Raw genomic sequence first — 14,982 nt, 5'->3', positions numbered from 1 at the left:
AAGTCATCGTTATGAGGAAACAGTTGCATGGATAAATGGAAAGAAGTAGTGGACCGTTTTTGAATTAATATTTGGACCACTTTTCAGTTGACAAATACACTCCTTTATCATTTTTAGGATACCCTAGAGATACATCCATTTCAGCTTCTAACATTTCCTGTAGCATATCTTTAAAACTCTCTTTGAAGAATGAATAAATGTCATTTACATTATCGATTCCATTCTCTTTAATAATCTCTCTTAGCTGTTCTTTTGCAATTGCCATAAAAATAACTCCTTCTTGATTAAATTCATATCTGAATTCTTGCCAAGAAAGAGTTGTTTTTTACCATAGACACAAGATTAATTACACTACCTTTGTCTTTTGTCTTTTGTCTTTTGTCTTTTGTCTTTTGTCTTTTGTCTTTTGTCTTTTGTCTTTTGTCTTTTGTCTTTTGTCTTTTGTCTTTTATCTTTTTCTTCGAATACATAGAACAAACCACAAAAACATATAGGGTATTTTAAAAACACTAGAAAACAATAGCTTCGCTAAATTCAAAAGAAGGAAAAGATAAACGTCAAGAATTTTTGACTGTTTGAGCGTAGTGAGTTTCAAAAATTTAGTTTATCTTCGAGTTCTTTTCGTACAGTATGCGACAGCGTGTTTGCGTTTGTTTTAAAAATACGCTAACGCGAACTTTATCATGTACGGTATGAGATGTGGGTCGAGGTAGTAATAGAAACTCTATTACTATCTTTTCTATATTTTTTCATGCGATAGCCCTGCAAATTACAAAACAATAAAAGCCAGAATTAAGTTACTCTTTTTCCTCACTTTTGCATTCTTGCAATATAGATTCAAACTGTTTTTTGATTCTAATGCAATAGTATTTTAGATTTGGAATATCGTTTGAGATAGTCTCCCATAAAATCTCTTTATCAATTTTACCATAATTATGTGCTACCATATTTCTTAATGCCTTAATCTGGTTCCACGGAATTTCATTGTATGTGTTTTTAAAATCTTCAGTGAATTGCGTTGTTAGTTCCCCAATTTGCAATACACATAAGGCTACTGCGTTCTGATATACACTGTCGTTTGAAAAAATTTCATAATTATTTCCAAACCGTTCTATAGTATTGTTGATTTCATTACAATAATCCACTATATGGCTCAGAACATATGCATTTCTGTTACCCTGCATATAACATCACCTCATATTTTTCTATCTCTTTCAAAAATTCTTCATCTAAACTTCCAGTGGTTAATATATCCACTTTCATTTTCAAAGCCTCTTCTACTTCTGCATAAAATCCACACAAAGCAAACATTCCCTTAAGTTCTCCTTTTTCAATCCGAAGGTCTATATCACTTTGTTCATTATTATCTTCACGAGCAAATGAGCCGAAAAGATAAACTTTAGATATATGATACTTTTCTGCAATTGGTACAATAATTTCTTTCAAATCATCAATTGAATATCGTCCTTGTCCCATAACACATTTGCCCTCCTAACTTTCTTATATTATAACCATTTCCAATCCTATTGTCTACAAACCTTACTTTTTCATTCCCAAATAATCTCTGCTTTTTCTTGGATAAGAGTACTCGAATTTTTTTCAAATTGTTTTTTACCTAAAAAAACGCCTACTGAAAATTTTCACTTTATTACCATGTCAATATCTTTTTCCGACGGTTATAGGATGGGTAAATGGAAAGTGAGAAGGTTGGAAGTGAGTCTTTACTTTGGTCTTTGTCTTTGTCTTTGGTCTTTGTCTTTGGTCTTTGGTCTTTGTCTTTGGTCTTTGGTCTTTGTCTTTGGTCTTTGTCTTTGGTCTTTGTCTTTGGTCTTTGGTCTTTGGTCTTTGTCTTTGGTCTTTGTCTTCCAATACATAGAACAAAGTACAAAAACATATAGAGTATTATTAAAACATTAGCAATACGATAGCTTCGCTAAATTCAAAAGAAGGAGAAAATAAACGTCAAGAATTTTTGACTGTTTGAGCGTAGCGAGTTTCAAAAATTTAGTTTATCTTCGAGTTCTTTCATACAGTCTGCGACAGCGTGTTTGCGTTTGTTTTAAAAATACTCTAACCTCTAACTCTATCATGTAAGGTTTTGTCTTTTGTCTTTGTCTTTGTCTTTGTCTTTGTCTTTGTCTTTGTCTTTGTCTTTGTCTTTGTCTTTGTCTTTGTCTTTGTCTTTGTCTTTGTCTTTGTCTTTGGTCTTTATCTTCAAAAACATAGAACAAAGCACAAAAATATATAGAGTATTTTAAAAACATTAGCAATACGATAGCTTCGCTAAATTCAAAGAAGGAGAAGATAAACGTTAAGAATTTTTGACTGTTTGAGCGTAGCGAGTTTCAAAAATTTAGTTTATCTTCGAGTTCTTTCATACAGTATGCGACAGCGTGTTTGCGTTTGTTTTAAAAATACGCTATCTCTAACTCTATAATGTACGTCTTTAATCTTTATTCTTTAATCTTTATTCTTTAATCTTTATTCTTTAATCTTTATTCTTTCATCTTTATTCTTTCATCTTTATTCTTTCATCTCTAATAACTCTCAATAAACTTTCTAACCAAAGGAATAGCCACATGACTTCCTCCCCTACCATGAACATTCTCAATCATCACAGCAGTTATATACGGTTGTTCATCAGATTTGTCAATAGCAGCAAACCATCCAAGTTCTTCTTTTGTAGTTGAATTTTCAATAGTCCCTACCTCAGCAGTCCCTGTTTTTCCTGCAATAGTTTTTCCTGAAATACGTGCTTCACGACCTGTACCTGCACTATCTTCAACTACCCTAATCATTATATTAAATATCTTTTCTGCTATATCCTCATCTATAATATTCGTAAACTTAGGTTCTTCACTATCCATTATTAACTTTGGTTCAACAACACTACCTTTATTTACAAAAGCGGAGTAAGCTTTAGGTATATTTAGTATATTAACTAATACCTGACCTTGACCGTAGCCAGTATCCGCCAATAATACCTCACTCGAAATATCATCACTAGCAGCCAATTGGGACTTATCAGTTCCATATCTTATATTTAGATCTACTCCTATTCCAAAATCCTTGGCTTTTTCAACAAAAGTATCTTCACCAATCTCTAATGCAACCCTACCAAAGAATATATTATCAGAATAAATCATAGCTTTATCTAGATTTACCGACCCTCCTGGGTCTGTTACCCTTGTGATAGAATAGCTTCCCCATGAAGCATCTTTCTGCCACTGTAGCCCTCTAGTATCAATAGAAAAATTTTGATCTATCTTTTTTTCATTAAGTGCAATTGCAGCAGTAATTGGCTTAAAAGTAGATCCTGGCGAGTAAACTTTAGTAAATCTATTTAACAAAGGTTTGTCTTCAGCTTCCTGAAGTGATGCCAAATTCTCAGCACTAATACCTAAAATAAACTTATTAGGATCATATGAAGGCGAGCTTACTAAAGCCATTACCTCACCAGTCTTGTAGTCCATTGACGTAGCAGTTCCTTCTTCGTTTTTAATTTGATTATAAAGTTTTGTTTGCATATCAATATCGATAGTCAACTTTAGGTCTTCTCCATCTTTAACAGGCTCTTCAGAAAAAATTTCTTTTTCCTTGCCACTTGCACTAACCATAGCAATTTTCATCCCTGGGATACCTCTCAATTTTTCATCAAAAATTCTTTCAAGGCCAGTCTTCCCTATCCTATCATTAGCAGTAAAGCCAAGTGGCTCAAGTTCCTTCATATCGTCTTCACTTGGATACCCTAGATATCCAGTTAAATGCGCCGCAATTTCTTTATAAGGATATACCCTATCTCCTATTTCTTTATATGTAGCACCATTATTTTTATTATTTAATTTTTCTATAACATTTAACTGCCCTTTGGGAATCTTTATCAAATCAACAAAAGTATCATCATTAACCCAAGATAGCTCTAATCTACTGTTAATATACTCTGTAGTTATATCGAATGCACTAGATAAATCACTAATTATCTCATCCTTCATTTCTCCAAGTCTACCCGGAACTATTCCTACTTGTATTACATTACTATTCTCGGCAATTTTTTTATTATTTCGATCTAATATCTCGCCTCTTGCAGGAGTTACACTTCTAGTTACGATAGTGTCTCCCTCTTCCATATCTTTAAATATCATATTATAATCCCAGTCAATGCTCCACTTTTCTTTACCACCATCCACTTCTTCTCTAAGAACGATCCCATCCATACTATATGACTTTTCTCCATATAAAGTTTCCAAGTTCACTTCAAAAGGTAATGTAACTTGATCGTTATGCTCTATTTCATCCTTCAACTCTTTTTCATCAGTAAGAACCTCAACTTTAATTGATTTAATACCTAAGTTATTATAAAATTCTTTATAGCTTACAACAAATTCTTCTAAAGATATTGCTTCCTTATCTTCAATTGAAAGTTTTTCATACATATCAACATACTCTTGCTTTTGCCATGATTTAGCATACTGTTCAAATTCTTTAACAGGACTTTTATTAACACACCCAGTAAATATTAGCATAATTAATAGACCTATTAAAACTATAATATGTTTCTTAAACATTACTGTACCTCCTAAATTAAGTGAAAATAGTCACTATTTTATTTTCCCAACGCAGATTTCACCGAGACAGCATGCTGTCTCGGTCGTTGGCACTTGCTCATAGAATTCCTCTCATTTTCTCGTGCGAGCACGGAAAATGGTTTGAATTCTGCGAGCCAATCTGCTGTTTCGAATATTATATCATATATTTGAGTAGTCGCACTTAGCGATCTACTTTATCCTACGCAGATTATCCTCAACCCCTTCAGGGTTTCGGTCGTTGGCACTCGTTCATAGAAGTCATTTGTTTTTCTCGTGCAAGCACGGAAAACCATATGACTTCTGCGAACAATCTGCTGTTTCGAATATTATATCATAAATTATGGTAGTTATGTCTATTGCATACTTAATCTATGCAGGTTTTTCTCAGATTCTGCTTAATAGTGTTTGTCTTAGATTATAGACTGAATCGACTGTAAAATCTGGTTTGGCCAATGTTATCTCTTCAATAGATCCGTATCCATATGTGACGGCTATAGAATCAATAGTATTTTCTCTTGCTCCAATTATATCGTGTTCTCTATCCCCAATCATAACTGCACTTGATTTATCTAACTGAGGATACTCATTAAATATTTTCTTAATTATCTTAGATTTCATATCCTCGTTACCAGTCGCTGGACTTGCTGCTACAAACTCAAAATATTTTTCTAGTTTATGATGCTTTAGCGAATCTAAAGCAAAGTGAATTGGTTTTGCTGTCGCTACCATAAGTTTCTTTTTTCTGTCTTTTAAGACATCTAAAATTTCAACAATACCTGAGAATAGTTCACTTTCATATATACCGTATTTAGAAAAATATTCTCTTGAATAATCCATAGCCTTATATGCATCTTCTTTACTTAATCCACATACCTTTATAAAAGAATCAATCATAGGAGGACCTAAAAAAACTCTAAACTTATCTAAGTTATCTTCGTATATTCCAATCTTGGAAAGTCCAAATTGGACACATTTTGTTATACCTGCCGCAGAATCTATTATAGTTCCATCTAAATCAAATAATATAGTATTATAATCTTTCATTTCAATCTCCTGACCAATTGTTTTATTATCGTCGCTCTTTTCTCGTGTCTATTATATAAAAAAAGTGGCTTTACAGCCTAAACACCCACCTAAATACGATATGGGTATTTTCCCTATAACCTTTCTATTTTTATTGAGTAGAAAATCATCACATTCATACTCAAAAAAAAAGACAGTTCCAACTGCCTTTTATAAGATTTTTTTTAGGAAACTCTTTGTTCTATCTTCTTTTGGATTATCAAATATATCTTTTGGATTTCCTTCTTCAATTATCCTACCTTCGTCCATAAATATCACACGTGTACCTACTTCTTTTGCAAAACCCATCTCATGTGTTACTACTATCATGGTCATTCCTTCATGTGCCAATTTCTTCATTACTTCTAAAACTTCTCCTACAAGTTCTGGATCTAATGCAGATGTTGGTTCATCGAACAACATTATCTTTGGCCTCATAGCCAAAGCTCTAGCTATCGCAACTCTTTGTTGTTGTCCACCTGATAGTCTAGAAGGGTATTCATCTTTCTTATCAGCTAAACCAACCATATCTAATAAATCTAAAGCTATACTCTTGATTTCTTCCTGGTTTTGTTTCCTAACAATTTTTGGTGCTATCATTACATTTTCTAGAACCGTTAAATGAGGAAATAAGTTAAATCTTTGAAAAACCATCCCTAATTCAGTACAAAGTTGTTGAACTTTTTCTTGGGATATCTTTAATACATCTTTATCGTTTAACCGTTCATCTGCAATCTCATTTTCTATATATACTTTACCACTAGTTATTCGCTCTAAGTGATTTAAACAACGAAGCATAGTGCTTTTTCCCGATCCACTTGGTCCAATAACACATACTACTTCCCCTTGCTTGACTTCTAAATTAATATCTTTCAATACTTCTAATTTTCCAAAGGACTTATACACATGTTCTAATTTAATCATCTACTTTTCTCCTATTCATATGCTGCATATTTCTTCTCAATCTTACCAAATGCATACTGAATTATAGTAGTAAAGAACAAATAAATTCCCGCTGCGTATAAAAAATAATGTGTTTTACCAGTAGCATTGGCCATTTGATTAACAGATCTAAGTAAGTCGAACATGGCTATTGAAGCGACTAAGGAAGTATCCTTTATTAGCATAATTAACTCATTACCCATAGGTGGAATCAGCCTACGTATAGATTGAGGTATTATAATCTTAAACATAGTCTGATTATAGCTCATACCTAGAGCCTTTCCTGCTTCTAATTGACCTTTATCTATAGATTGAATTCCTGCTCTAAATACTTCAGCTAGATATGCTGCTGTATTGATAGTAAAAGCTAAATAAGCAGCAGTTAAGCCAGGCAACTTTATAGGTGAGCCAAACAAATCTAATGTAAGCAATGGCAGTGCATAATATACAACGAATAATTGTAGTAAAAGGGGCGTTCCTCTAAATACCCATACGTAAAACCAAGAAATTGCATTTAATATTTTATTTTTAGAGATTCTACCTAATGCAATAATCATTCCCAACAATACACCCGCAATCATTGCAAATATAGTAATTTTAACGGTTAAAAGCGTACCATTAAGAATAGACATCATCTGTGCTTCTGTCAACAAACTAATCTCTTCCTTTCAATTGTTTAAAATAGGCTTGCTTACGATAATCGAAGCAAGCCTATATCAGTTTATTCAATCACATTTAATTCTAAGTCAATATCAGTTGTATAGTCTGATCCTAGCCATTCTTCTGAAATTGCTTTTAAAGTTCCATCAGCTCTCAATTCTTCTAGTGCACCGTTTATTTTTTCTTGTAATTCTTTGTCACCTTTACGCAAACAAACTCCGATAGGTTCATTTGTTAACTGTGCTGTAGAAATTTCAAAACTACTAACGTCGTTTTTCACGTATTCAATTGCCACGGGGTAATCTACTACTATGTAATCGACGTGTCCTGCTTTCATTGCATTGAAGGTTTGAATAATTTCGTCATACCTAATAATTTCGAAATCATTTTCTTCTTTATATTTTTGTGCTGCAACATCAGCCGTAGTTTCAATCTGAACCCCAACATTCTTTCCTGCTAAATCTTCTGGTTTTGTGACAGAAGTATCTCCAGGTTTAACAACTATTACTTGTCCATTAGATAAATAAGCATCTGAAAAATCAAATTCTTTCAATCTAAGAGGTGTAATACTAACTGATGAGATAATTGCATCGTAATTTTCAGTTTTTAATCCACTAAATATACCGTCCCATCCAGTAGAAATAAACTTCACTTCCATATCTAACTTTTCACCAATAGCCTTAGCTAATGCTACATCAAATCCTACTAATTCATTGTTTTCATCTCTGTATTCCATTGGTGGATACGTGTCATCTACACCTATCGTTAAAACCTTCTTTACGTCTCCATTATCTCCACTTGTTTCTTCCGCATCAGATGTACAGGCAGCAAATAATAATAAAACACTTAATAAGACTGTAATAATTAAAATACTTTTTTTCATTTTTCTCCCCCTAATTCAATCCTTTGTTTCATTACAATATGAAAAGTATATCATAAATTTGCATATAAATACATAACTTTTTAGCTTGTGGTATCTTTATACCCTTGCCTTTACTATGTTTACCAATTTTTCTTTTTCCATATTATCTTCTAAATAATTCACTCTAATATAATACATACTATATAATATTAGGATTTGGGAGGATAATATATGCATTTATTTCAGTCAATCTATAATCACATAAAAGAAATGCTAAATATCACACAATTTATAAGCTTTTATAAATTTAGAATAAAAAAGATTCTTTCTATTATTATAAGATATTATATTCCTACTGTAGGTGTATTTATATTAGTATTTTCTACTATCTACTATATTACTAATGGATTGAGATTTAATAATACCTCTGAGGATATTATTACTTTCTTAGATTGCTACTATTTTAGCGCTATTACTTTTTTCACTCTGGGTTTTGGTGATATTATACCTTATACTAACTTTGGAAAAACGCTTGTTATAATACAAGAATTTTTTTCATTTATTATTTTAACATTATTTTCTGGTTTTATAATACCTATATTCTTCGTTAGAAGAGATGATATCTCTTATAGTGATCAATTATACATTTGTTATAATGGAAGTTCATTCAATCTTTCTTTCCCTATTGTTAATAAAGGGTATATGTTTTATGAAATGCAAGGTGCACTATCATTTACTCTGTGCAATCAACAAAACATCGTTTCTAGGTATAGTCTAATTAATTCATATACTACTTGGTTTAAAAAAATTTGGTTTTGTGATTTTGAAATTTCAATAGAAAATTCTAAAGACGAAAACTATATGATACTCTACGAAGTAATATACTTAGCCATCACAAATCAAATAGACAAATTGCATGACCCAAAATTTAAATTGTGTATTCATGGTGTTGATTCTCATACAAGAAGTGAGGCATACTTCATAAAAGAGTATTATATTCACGGTACTCAACTTACTTTTTCTAATACACGTGACCTTCCACAAGTTCAAAAAAAATATAAATCTAGTTCTATAAAAAACTGGTATGCAACGATGAAAGACAACGATTTTTATATCTTGTGTAAACTATTGCAAGAGATTTTATTTCCAGAAGATATACCCAAGCGAGATAGCCTTACATGTATATATCAAATAGAAAATAGACACGTCGATAAGAATTGGAGTATATATAAAAAAAATTATGTGATTCCTTAATAGGAGCTCCTTTATGAAAAGGAGCTCCTATTTCTGTATTCTTTTATTTAACTATTGCCAATATAAATCGTCAAACTCGTTTTTTATTTCTTCATCAAACAAATCATAATCACTTCGTTCTCGTAAATTTATTTTTGATTTATATGTTGTATCTATTTTTTTCAAGACTTGATCTAAAGTATAGTTGTAGTCTTCTTCAGTTTCTCTCCATGATGCCATACTAAATCCTCCTATAATCTTTAAATTATTTTATGAATTTAGTATATGCACCTTATTAAAACTCTATTATTCCAATATTTTTCAAATTATTTTTAAGATATAACTTAAATAAAAAAAATAACTGATAAAAAAATCAATTAAGTAATTAAGCAAAAATACGTACATCTATTATTAGTGGCACATATATAAAAGTAAGAATACTATTAAAGCTGTTTATTATATATTTAATTTACTTCTAAACTCACAAAATATAATGTAATTTCAAGAACAACTTTTTAATTAGAATCAACATTATAAAATACCATTCTATTATACTTAATAAGTATGTGTCTCATCATAGTGTTACTTAAAAGGAGGGGTAAATTATGAAAGCAAATCAGTATCAACTATTAGCAATGAAAACAGCAAACCCAACAAATAATAAGTTATTAAATAGTGCATTAGGTTTATGTCAAGAGTCAGGAGAAGTAGCTAAAATTATTAAAGCTTACGAATTCCAAGGGGATGAGTTGAACAAGGAATCTGTTATGAATGAACTAGGAGAAATGTGTTGGTTTATTGTTCTAATGTGCACAAATCTGAGAATTAGCTTTGATGAAGTGTTAGAGATGAATATCAGAAATTTAATAAAAAAACACCCAAAGGATTTTAAAGATTTAAAAGACTTAAACGAGTATAAAAAACCTCTTGAAGATGAATACAGCATGGGTGCAGATTAAATAATAAAGTGTAGAGACTTAGCTGTTTCAAAGCTAAGCGTCTCTACACTTAAATTAAGGTTAAAGCAAAATTAAGTATATAAAACGAACTAACAGAAGGTGGTTATCGCCCATAAGGATTGCGCTAAAACCACCAACCTAAAGGCTATACCACACTATATTTGGTTTCAAAGGGTTTCTATTGTATCAAATTTGTTGTTTTATTTGGCGAAGGCGGAGCTTACCGAATTGAATGTACAAAGTCACTCGAAGATTATAGGCATAAGTGTAGATTAAGTTGGAAGGGTATTTAAGTATAAGCTACCTTCCTTTACATGTATAAATATAGTCTTTATTAAATCGATAGAAATCATCACATCTGATTTGTAAGTAGTAGCGCGTTACATATGTGCCACCCACCGTCTATCCAGTAAATAGGAGTCTCGTACTATTTTCTTCTGTTAAAAAATAAGTGGTGTGATGACACATATCATTTCTAATGCTTCGTCTTCTCTATTTTGAATTAAATGGGTCTTTCTTGATGGATAATGGATAGTTTCTCCTGCACATATCTCATGTTCACAACCATCAATGATAAATATACCGCAGCCTTTTACTATATAATAGAACTCTTCTCCATCATGATTTCCTGCTTCAAATCCTGTAGCATGGGGTTCCATGACAAGAAAGAAACTATCCATAATACGTTCTGGAAAACGACCACTAAGTGTTCGAATATACTTATAATTTTTTTGCAATCCATGAAGGGCTTCATGGGAATCGCTTCGATAATATTCTTCTCTAGTCTCTGTTTCTGTAAATAGTATTTTCATAGGGATCCCTAGAGCTGTAGTAATCTTCTTAAGAGATGTCATCGTAATTGGAGATATCCCTCTCTCCATTTGAGAGAGAAAACTCACAGAAAACCCTGTTTTCTCGCTCATATTCTTTAATGTCATTTTTTGCTTTTTTCGAATACTTTTAATTTTAAAATATACTTCTTCTTCCATTACCATCTTATCTCGCCTTCATAAATATAATAAATCTAAACGCTTCTACCCACGATGAACTTACATCATTCTATATCTTAATTATTATAATACTATGTTCATACTTATGTCAAAATGTAGTATTACGATTCTACCTATATTCCATAGCCCAACATTTTGGCAATACTTGGCTTGGTAGTTTAATCGGTCTATCATACTTAAATCCTTTTAGATCCACTTCGACTTTACGGATGATCTCCGGCTGAATTGGCTCATTGATTTCTACATTCTTATACGGAAAATCAGTAATCGGCTTTGTCTTTACTTTTTCAAGTCGATATAATTCATCTATCCCTTCGATGACTCTTCCAAAAACAGGATATACTCCTCGATGTTCGGGACAATCTCGTAATGTAAAAAAGAATTCACAACCAGACAAACCCAATTCATCATAGCCGCCCATACAGACACAACCTGCTATAGATGGTAAGGGTTCTATCTCGGGATGCAATTGCGATTCATAAGGAATCAAGTACTTAGCTTTTTCATTATGAAAAGCTGAATAACTCATATCAATCCAGTTTCCAGATACGATTCTCTCAATAGCATGTTGATTATATACTCCATTTAATGCTGCAAAAATAAAGCTATTGACAGTATTCGGTGCTGCTTCAGGCAGAAGTTCTATTACAATACTTTTACCATTATTCAAAACAAGGGTGGCTGTTGGATTCATGTTATATAATAACCTCCAATACTTTGGAATAGTAATTTAGCAACTCACAGCCATCTTTTGTAACCATAACCAAGTCTTCTATCCGTACTCCCACATCTCCCTGAATATAAATGCCCGGTTCTATTGAGAAAATCATGCCTTCCTGAATAATATCAGAGTTACTCTCTGAAACATCACCATACTCATGAACCTCGATACCGATAAAATGACCTAAACGATGAGTAAATTTATCACCATAACCTGCATCTTCAATATATGTTCTCGCAACTTGATCAATATCTTTAAATCTTATACCTGGTTTAATTTGATGAATAGCTTTTTCATTCGCTTGCTTTACACAATCATATATTTTTTGATGTTCTTCTGATACTTGCTTATAAAAAAAAGTACGTGTCATATCCGCACAATACATATTTTTTTTACATCCGATATCAAATAGTATACAATCACCATCTTTGAGTATTGTATTGTCGACGCTATGATGTGGTTCTGCTGCATTTTCTCCAAAAGCAATCAGTGGCTCAAACGAATACTCATCTGCTCCTAATTCATAATAAATGTCTAATAATTTATTAGCAGCTTCTTTTTCACTTATTCCTGGTATGATTATGTTTTTTAGTCGTTCCATCGCAGAGTCATTAATTTTAGATACGATCCGCATCTTATCTTGCTCTTCCTTATCTTTGATGCCTCGAACTTGGTCAATACATAAAGATCCTATTTTATACTCTTTTGCGGCACCACCATGTATTAATGGTAATAAAAACTTAGCCGGTAATTCTTTATCTACACCTAAAGGTGTATTTGAATCTAAGTACTTTGATACAATATTCATAATAGAATCTGTGTCAGAATAAATAACTTTATCAACAAGGCAATTTGCCTGTAGCAAGAACAGTCTATTCACAAATAACTTATGCTCTCCATTCGTCTTCAATAACAAAGAGAAAAATCGCTCACCGGAATCTATATAGACACCTGTCAAGTAATAAATTGAATATATATCATTGATTAGTAACTGGGATAATCCTCTTTCCTTCATAATTTCAAGTACATTATTAACTCGTTTTATTTTCATAATATAAACCTCTTTTTTAAAATTCTTTTCTGAGTTTTGGATCCATTAAATCTCTTAACCCGTCACCAATAAAATTGGATCCAACAGCCATAGTTAAAATTGCTAAACCTGGAAATCCTGCAACCCAAAACTTATTAAAGTAATTTACTCCATCGGATACCATCATACCCCATTCAGGCGTAGGTGGTGCTGAACCCAATCCCAAGAAACTCAGCGTAGAAAACATCAATATCTGATTACCTAAATCCGTTGTAGCCATAATAAGTACTGAACCGACACTATTAGGTATAATTTCTGTAATTAGCACTCGCCATTTTGAAGCTCCTAAAGCTCTTGCAGCTTCCACGTATTCATTTTCTTTGACTGTTAGGACAACACTCCGCATCAATCGAGCATAAGTTGGCCATGCCACAATTACAAGGGCAAACATCGTATTGAAAAGACTTGATCCCAAAGCCGCATTAATACACATAGCAAGAATCAAGGAAGGAAAAGATAGAATCATCTCTGATAAACGCATCATTATATCATCAACGACACCACCTAAATAGCCAGCAATAGCACCATATATCGAGCCAATAGTTCCTGCTAATAAAACAGTTACGCAACCTGCAAGGAGAGAATAACGTCCACCATATATGACGCGACTAAAGATATCTCTTCCAAAATTATCTGTTCCAAATAAATGTTCTAAGCTCGGTGAATTCAATCGTATACTTAAATCTTGAGTAATTGGCCCATAGGGCGCTATAAAGTCTGCAAATATTGCAGCCAATATCCAACAAAGACAGATGAAACATCCTAAAGTAAACAAATAGTTTGACTTCATTAATTTAATAATAGATCTAATCATTTATTTACACCTCACTCTAGGGTCAATCGTTCCATATAAAATATCTATAACCGTATTAATTAGCATATAATTTAACGCTATCAGCAAAGATACCCCAATGATTCCAGGATAATCCAAGGATTTTACGGAGTTATAAGCAAATTGACCCAATCCCGGCCAATTAAATATTGTTTCAACAAGTACCATTCCACCTAATAAGTTTCCAAAACCTAGTCCAATTACTGTAAGTACTGGTATAAGCGCGTTACCTAATGCATGAGATACAATGACTGACACCTTTGATAACCCTTTTGCTTTAGCCGTTCGTATATAATCGGTGGACATGACATCCAATAAGTTTGAACGTGTGGTACGAGTAATTAGTCCCATAGTAAATGCAGCAAGTACACTTGCCGGTAAAATCAGATGCTTTAAAGCATCAATAAATTTTAAAAAGTCACCTTCAATAAGACTATCTATCATATAAAATCCCGTTACAGCCACAGGCGCACTAAAACTTGCGCTTAAGCGTCCTGGTCCAGGAAGAATTTGCAGTTTATAATAAAAAACATATAGCATAATTAATGCAAACCAAAAGCTGGGTATACTAACACCAAGAACAGATATTGCTCTAACAATTTGGTCAACGATACTATTTCTCTTCATTGCAGATATGATACCAAAAAATATTCCAAATATTGTTGATAACAATATTGCTAAAGTTGCTAATTCTATCGTTGCTGGGAAGCAACGTTTCAACTCGTATAAAATGGATTGATTGGTTCTCATAGAAGTACCTAAATCTAATTTAAAGACATTTTTTATATGTATGAAATACTGGATAATAACCGGTTGATCCAAGCCATGTTTAACTTTATATGCTTCAACAATTTTCGGATCACTTAAACTACGTTGACTCAAGTTAGCTACTGCCGAATCCCCAGGAACAAGCTTAGTGAGAACAAAAACAATTGTTGCCACACCAAAGAGCATAACAATGAGCAGAGCAAATCGTTTAATTATAAATCTAAGTCGTTCCATTGTGCACCTCTTTTTCTTCAATC

General features: G+C 32.5%; 18 protein-coding genes and 1 pseudogene. 2 read left to right on the top strand and 17 right to left on the bottom strand.

The window, feature by feature from the left end; genetic code table 11:
* Positions 1–67 precede the first annotated feature (67 nt).
* The 11 genes and pseudogenes from GC105_RS09375 to GC105_RS09340 all read right to left on the bottom strand — a co-directional run.
* Positions 68–265 (bottom strand): annotated as a pseudogene (locus GC105_RS09375) (IS256 family transposase); the annotation flags it as partial.
* Positions 266–290: 25 nt separating this feature from the next.
* On the bottom strand, positions 291–470 hold the full coding sequence (locus GC105_RS16875) for a hypothetical protein (RefSeq protein ID WP_193708354.1): 180 nt from the start codon (positions 468–470) through the stop codon (positions 291–293).
* 327 nt (positions 471–797) lie between these two features.
* On the bottom strand, positions 798–1,184 hold the full coding sequence (locus tag GC105_RS09370) for a HepT-like ribonuclease domain-containing protein (protein ID WP_152804037.1): 387 nt from the start codon (positions 1,182–1,184) through the stop codon (positions 798–800).
* On the bottom strand, positions 1,174–1,476 hold the full coding sequence (locus GC105_RS09365; RefSeq protein ID WP_152804035.1) for a nucleotidyltransferase family protein: 303 nt from the start codon (positions 1,474–1,476) through the stop codon (positions 1,174–1,176). Before GC105_RS09365 ends, GC105_RS09370 begins: the two co-directional genes overlap by 11 nt.
* 245 nt (positions 1,477–1,721) lie before the next feature.
* Positions 1,722–1,874 (bottom strand): hypothetical protein, encoded by a 153-nt coding sequence (locus GC105_RS16870; RefSeq protein WP_193708353.1) that lies wholly within the window; start codon positions 1,872–1,874, stop codon positions 1,722–1,724.
* Positions 1,875–2,086: 212 nt separating this feature from the next.
* Positions 2,087–2,224 (bottom strand): hypothetical protein, encoded by a 138-nt coding sequence (locus GC105_RS16865; protein ID WP_193708356.1) that lies wholly within the window; start codon positions 2,222–2,224, stop codon positions 2,087–2,089.
* A gap of 313 nt (positions 2,225–2,537) precedes the next feature.
* Entirely contained in the window at positions 2,538–4,565 is a 2,028-nt protein-coding gene (locus GC105_RS09360) for a penicillin-binding transpeptidase domain-containing protein (RefSeq protein ID WP_152804033.1), read from the bottom strand.
* Between the two features lie 405 nt (positions 4,566–4,970).
* Entirely contained in the window at positions 4,971–5,630 is a 660-nt protein-coding gene (locus GC105_RS09355) for an HAD hydrolase-like protein (protein ID WP_152804031.1), read from the bottom strand.
* Positions 5,631–5,819: 189 nt separating this feature from the next.
* Entirely contained in the window at positions 5,820–6,572 is a 753-nt protein-coding gene (locus GC105_RS09350) for an amino acid ABC transporter ATP-binding protein (RefSeq protein WP_152804029.1), read from the bottom strand.
* Between the two features lie 11 nt (positions 6,573–6,583).
* Positions 6,584–7,243, bottom strand: coding sequence for an amino acid ABC transporter permease (locus tag GC105_RS09345; RefSeq protein ID WP_246169805.1), 660 nt, complete (start codon positions 7,241–7,243; stop codon positions 6,584–6,586).
* A gap of 68 nt (positions 7,244–7,311) precedes the next feature.
* Entirely contained in the window at positions 7,312–8,133 is an 822-nt protein-coding gene (locus GC105_RS09340; protein WP_152804027.1) for an ABC transporter substrate-binding protein, read from the bottom strand.
* Between the two features lie 210 nt (positions 8,134–8,343).
* On the opposite strand from GC105_RS09340, the gene GC105_RS09335 reads away from it, so the two are divergent.
* A complete protein-coding gene (locus GC105_RS09335) occupies positions 8,344–9,366 on the top strand; it encodes a potassium channel family protein (RefSeq protein ID WP_152804025.1) in 1,023 nt (340 codons plus the stop codon).
* Between the two features lie 51 nt (positions 9,367–9,417).
* Here the strand turns inward: GC105_RS09335 and GC105_RS16860 are convergent, their stop codons facing one another.
* Entirely contained in the window at positions 9,418–9,585 is a 168-nt protein-coding gene (locus GC105_RS16860) for a hypothetical protein (RefSeq protein WP_193708352.1), read from the bottom strand.
* Positions 9,586–9,950: 365 nt separating this feature from the next.
* Here GC105_RS16860 and GC105_RS09330 point away from each other — a divergent pair, with 365 nt between their 5' ends.
* A complete protein-coding gene (locus GC105_RS09330) occupies positions 9,951–10,304 on the top strand; it encodes a nucleoside triphosphate pyrophosphohydrolase family protein (RefSeq protein WP_152804023.1) in 354 nt (117 codons plus the stop codon).
* A 440-nt stretch (positions 10,305–10,744) separates the two neighbouring features.
* Here GC105_RS09330 and GC105_RS09325 read toward each other — a convergent pair whose 3' ends face one another.
* From GC105_RS09325 to GC105_RS09305, 5 genes are all read right to left on the bottom strand, one after another.
* The gene (locus GC105_RS09325; protein WP_193708351.1) at positions 10,745–11,293 is read right to left on the bottom strand and encodes a helix-turn-helix domain-containing protein; all 549 of its coding nucleotides are present in this window, start codon (positions 11,291–11,293) and stop codon (positions 10,745–10,747) included.
* A gap of 130 nt (positions 11,294–11,423) precedes the next feature.
* Positions 11,424–12,008, bottom strand: a complete 585-nt coding sequence (locus GC105_RS09320; protein WP_152804020.1) for a peptidylprolyl isomerase — start codon at positions 12,006–12,008, stop codon at positions 11,424–11,426.
* Between the two features lies 1 nt (position 12,009).
* Positions 12,010–13,086, bottom strand: coding sequence for a M24 family metallopeptidase (locus tag GC105_RS09315; protein ID WP_152804018.1), 1,077 nt, complete (start codon positions 13,084–13,086; stop codon positions 12,010–12,012).
* A gap of 16 nt (positions 13,087–13,102) precedes the next feature.
* Positions 13,103–13,939, bottom strand: coding sequence for an ABC transporter permease (locus GC105_RS09310; protein WP_152804016.1), 837 nt, complete (start codon positions 13,937–13,939; stop codon positions 13,103–13,105).
* Positions 13,940–14,959: an ABC transporter permease gene (locus GC105_RS09305; RefSeq protein WP_152804014.1), complete on the bottom strand. Its 1,020-nt coding sequence runs from the start codon at positions 14,957–14,959 to the stop codon at positions 13,940–13,942.
* Between the last annotated feature and the right edge of the window lie 23 nt (positions 14,960–14,982).

Origin of the sequence: Alkalibaculum sporogenes (assembly GCF_009362815.1) — a bacterium.
Lineage (GTDB): Bacteria > Bacillota > Clostridia > Eubacteriales > Alkalibacteraceae > Alkalibaculum_A > Alkalibaculum_A sporogenes.
This window is presented reverse-complemented; position numbering and strand designations above follow the sequence as displayed.

What these genes read in the sequence shown, in the direction of transcription:
- GC105_RS09320 (WP_152804020.1), bottom strand. Translation starts at nt 12,008, where the DNA reads ATGAATCCAACAGCCACCCTTGTTTTGAATAATGGTAAAAGTATTGTA.
- GC105_RS16865 (WP_193708356.1), bottom strand. Translation starts at nt 2,224, where the DNA reads ATGTTTTTGAAGATAAAGACCAAAGACAAAGACAAAGACAAAGACAAA.
- GC105_RS09360 (WP_152804033.1), bottom strand. Translation starts at nt 4,565, where the DNA reads ATGTTTAAGAAACATATTATAGTTTTAATAGGTCTATTAATTATGCTA.
- GC105_RS09305 (WP_152804014.1), bottom strand. Translation starts at nt 14,959, where the DNA reads ATGGAACGACTTAGATTTATAATTAAACGATTTGCTCTGCTCATTGTT.
- GC105_RS09350 (WP_152804029.1), bottom strand. Translation starts at nt 6,572, where the DNA reads ATGATTAAATTAGAACATGTGTATAAGTCCTTTGGAAAATTAGAAGTA.
- GC105_RS09330 (WP_152804023.1), top strand. Translation starts at nt 9,951, where the DNA reads ATGAAAGCAAATCAGTATCAACTATTAGCAATGAAAACAGCAAACCCA.
- GC105_RS09355 (WP_152804031.1), bottom strand. Translation starts at nt 5,630, where the DNA reads ATGAAAGATTATAATACTATATTATTTGATTTAGATGGAACTATAATA.
- GC105_RS09310 (WP_152804016.1), bottom strand. Translation starts at nt 13,939, where the DNA reads ATGATTAGATCTATTATTAAATTAATGAAGTCAAACTATTTGTTTACT.
- GC105_RS09335 (WP_152804025.1), top strand. Translation starts at nt 8,344, where the DNA reads ATGCATTTATTTCAGTCAATCTATAATCACATAAAAGAAATGCTAAAT.
- GC105_RS09340 (WP_152804027.1), bottom strand. Translation starts at nt 8,133, where the DNA reads ATGAAAAAAAGTATTTTAATTATTACAGTCTTATTAAGTGTTTTATTA.
- GC105_RS09365 (WP_152804035.1), bottom strand. Translation starts at nt 1,476, where the DNA reads ATGGGACAAGGACGATATTCAATTGATGATTTGAAAGAAATTATTGTA.
- GC105_RS16875 (WP_193708354.1), bottom strand. Translation starts at nt 470, where the DNA reads ATGTATTCGAAGAAAAAGATAAAAGACAAAAGACAAAAGACAAAAGAC.
- GC105_RS09370 (WP_152804037.1), bottom strand. Translation starts at nt 1,184, where the DNA reads ATGCAGGGTAACAGAAATGCATATGTTCTGAGCCATATAGTGGATTAT.
- GC105_RS16860 (WP_193708352.1), bottom strand. Translation starts at nt 9,585, where the DNA reads ATGGCATCATGGAGAGAAACTGAAGAAGACTACAACTATACTTTAGAT.
- GC105_RS09315 (WP_152804018.1), bottom strand. Translation starts at nt 13,086, where the DNA reads ATGAAAATAAAACGAGTTAATAATGTACTTGAAATTATGAAGGAAAGA.
- GC105_RS16870 (WP_193708353.1), bottom strand. Translation starts at nt 1,874, where the DNA reads ATGTATTGGAAGACAAAGACCAAAGACAAAGACCAAAGACCAAAGACC.
- GC105_RS09325 (WP_193708351.1), bottom strand. Translation starts at nt 11,293, where the DNA reads ATGGAAGAAGAAGTATATTTTAAAATTAAAAGTATTCGAAAAAAGCAA.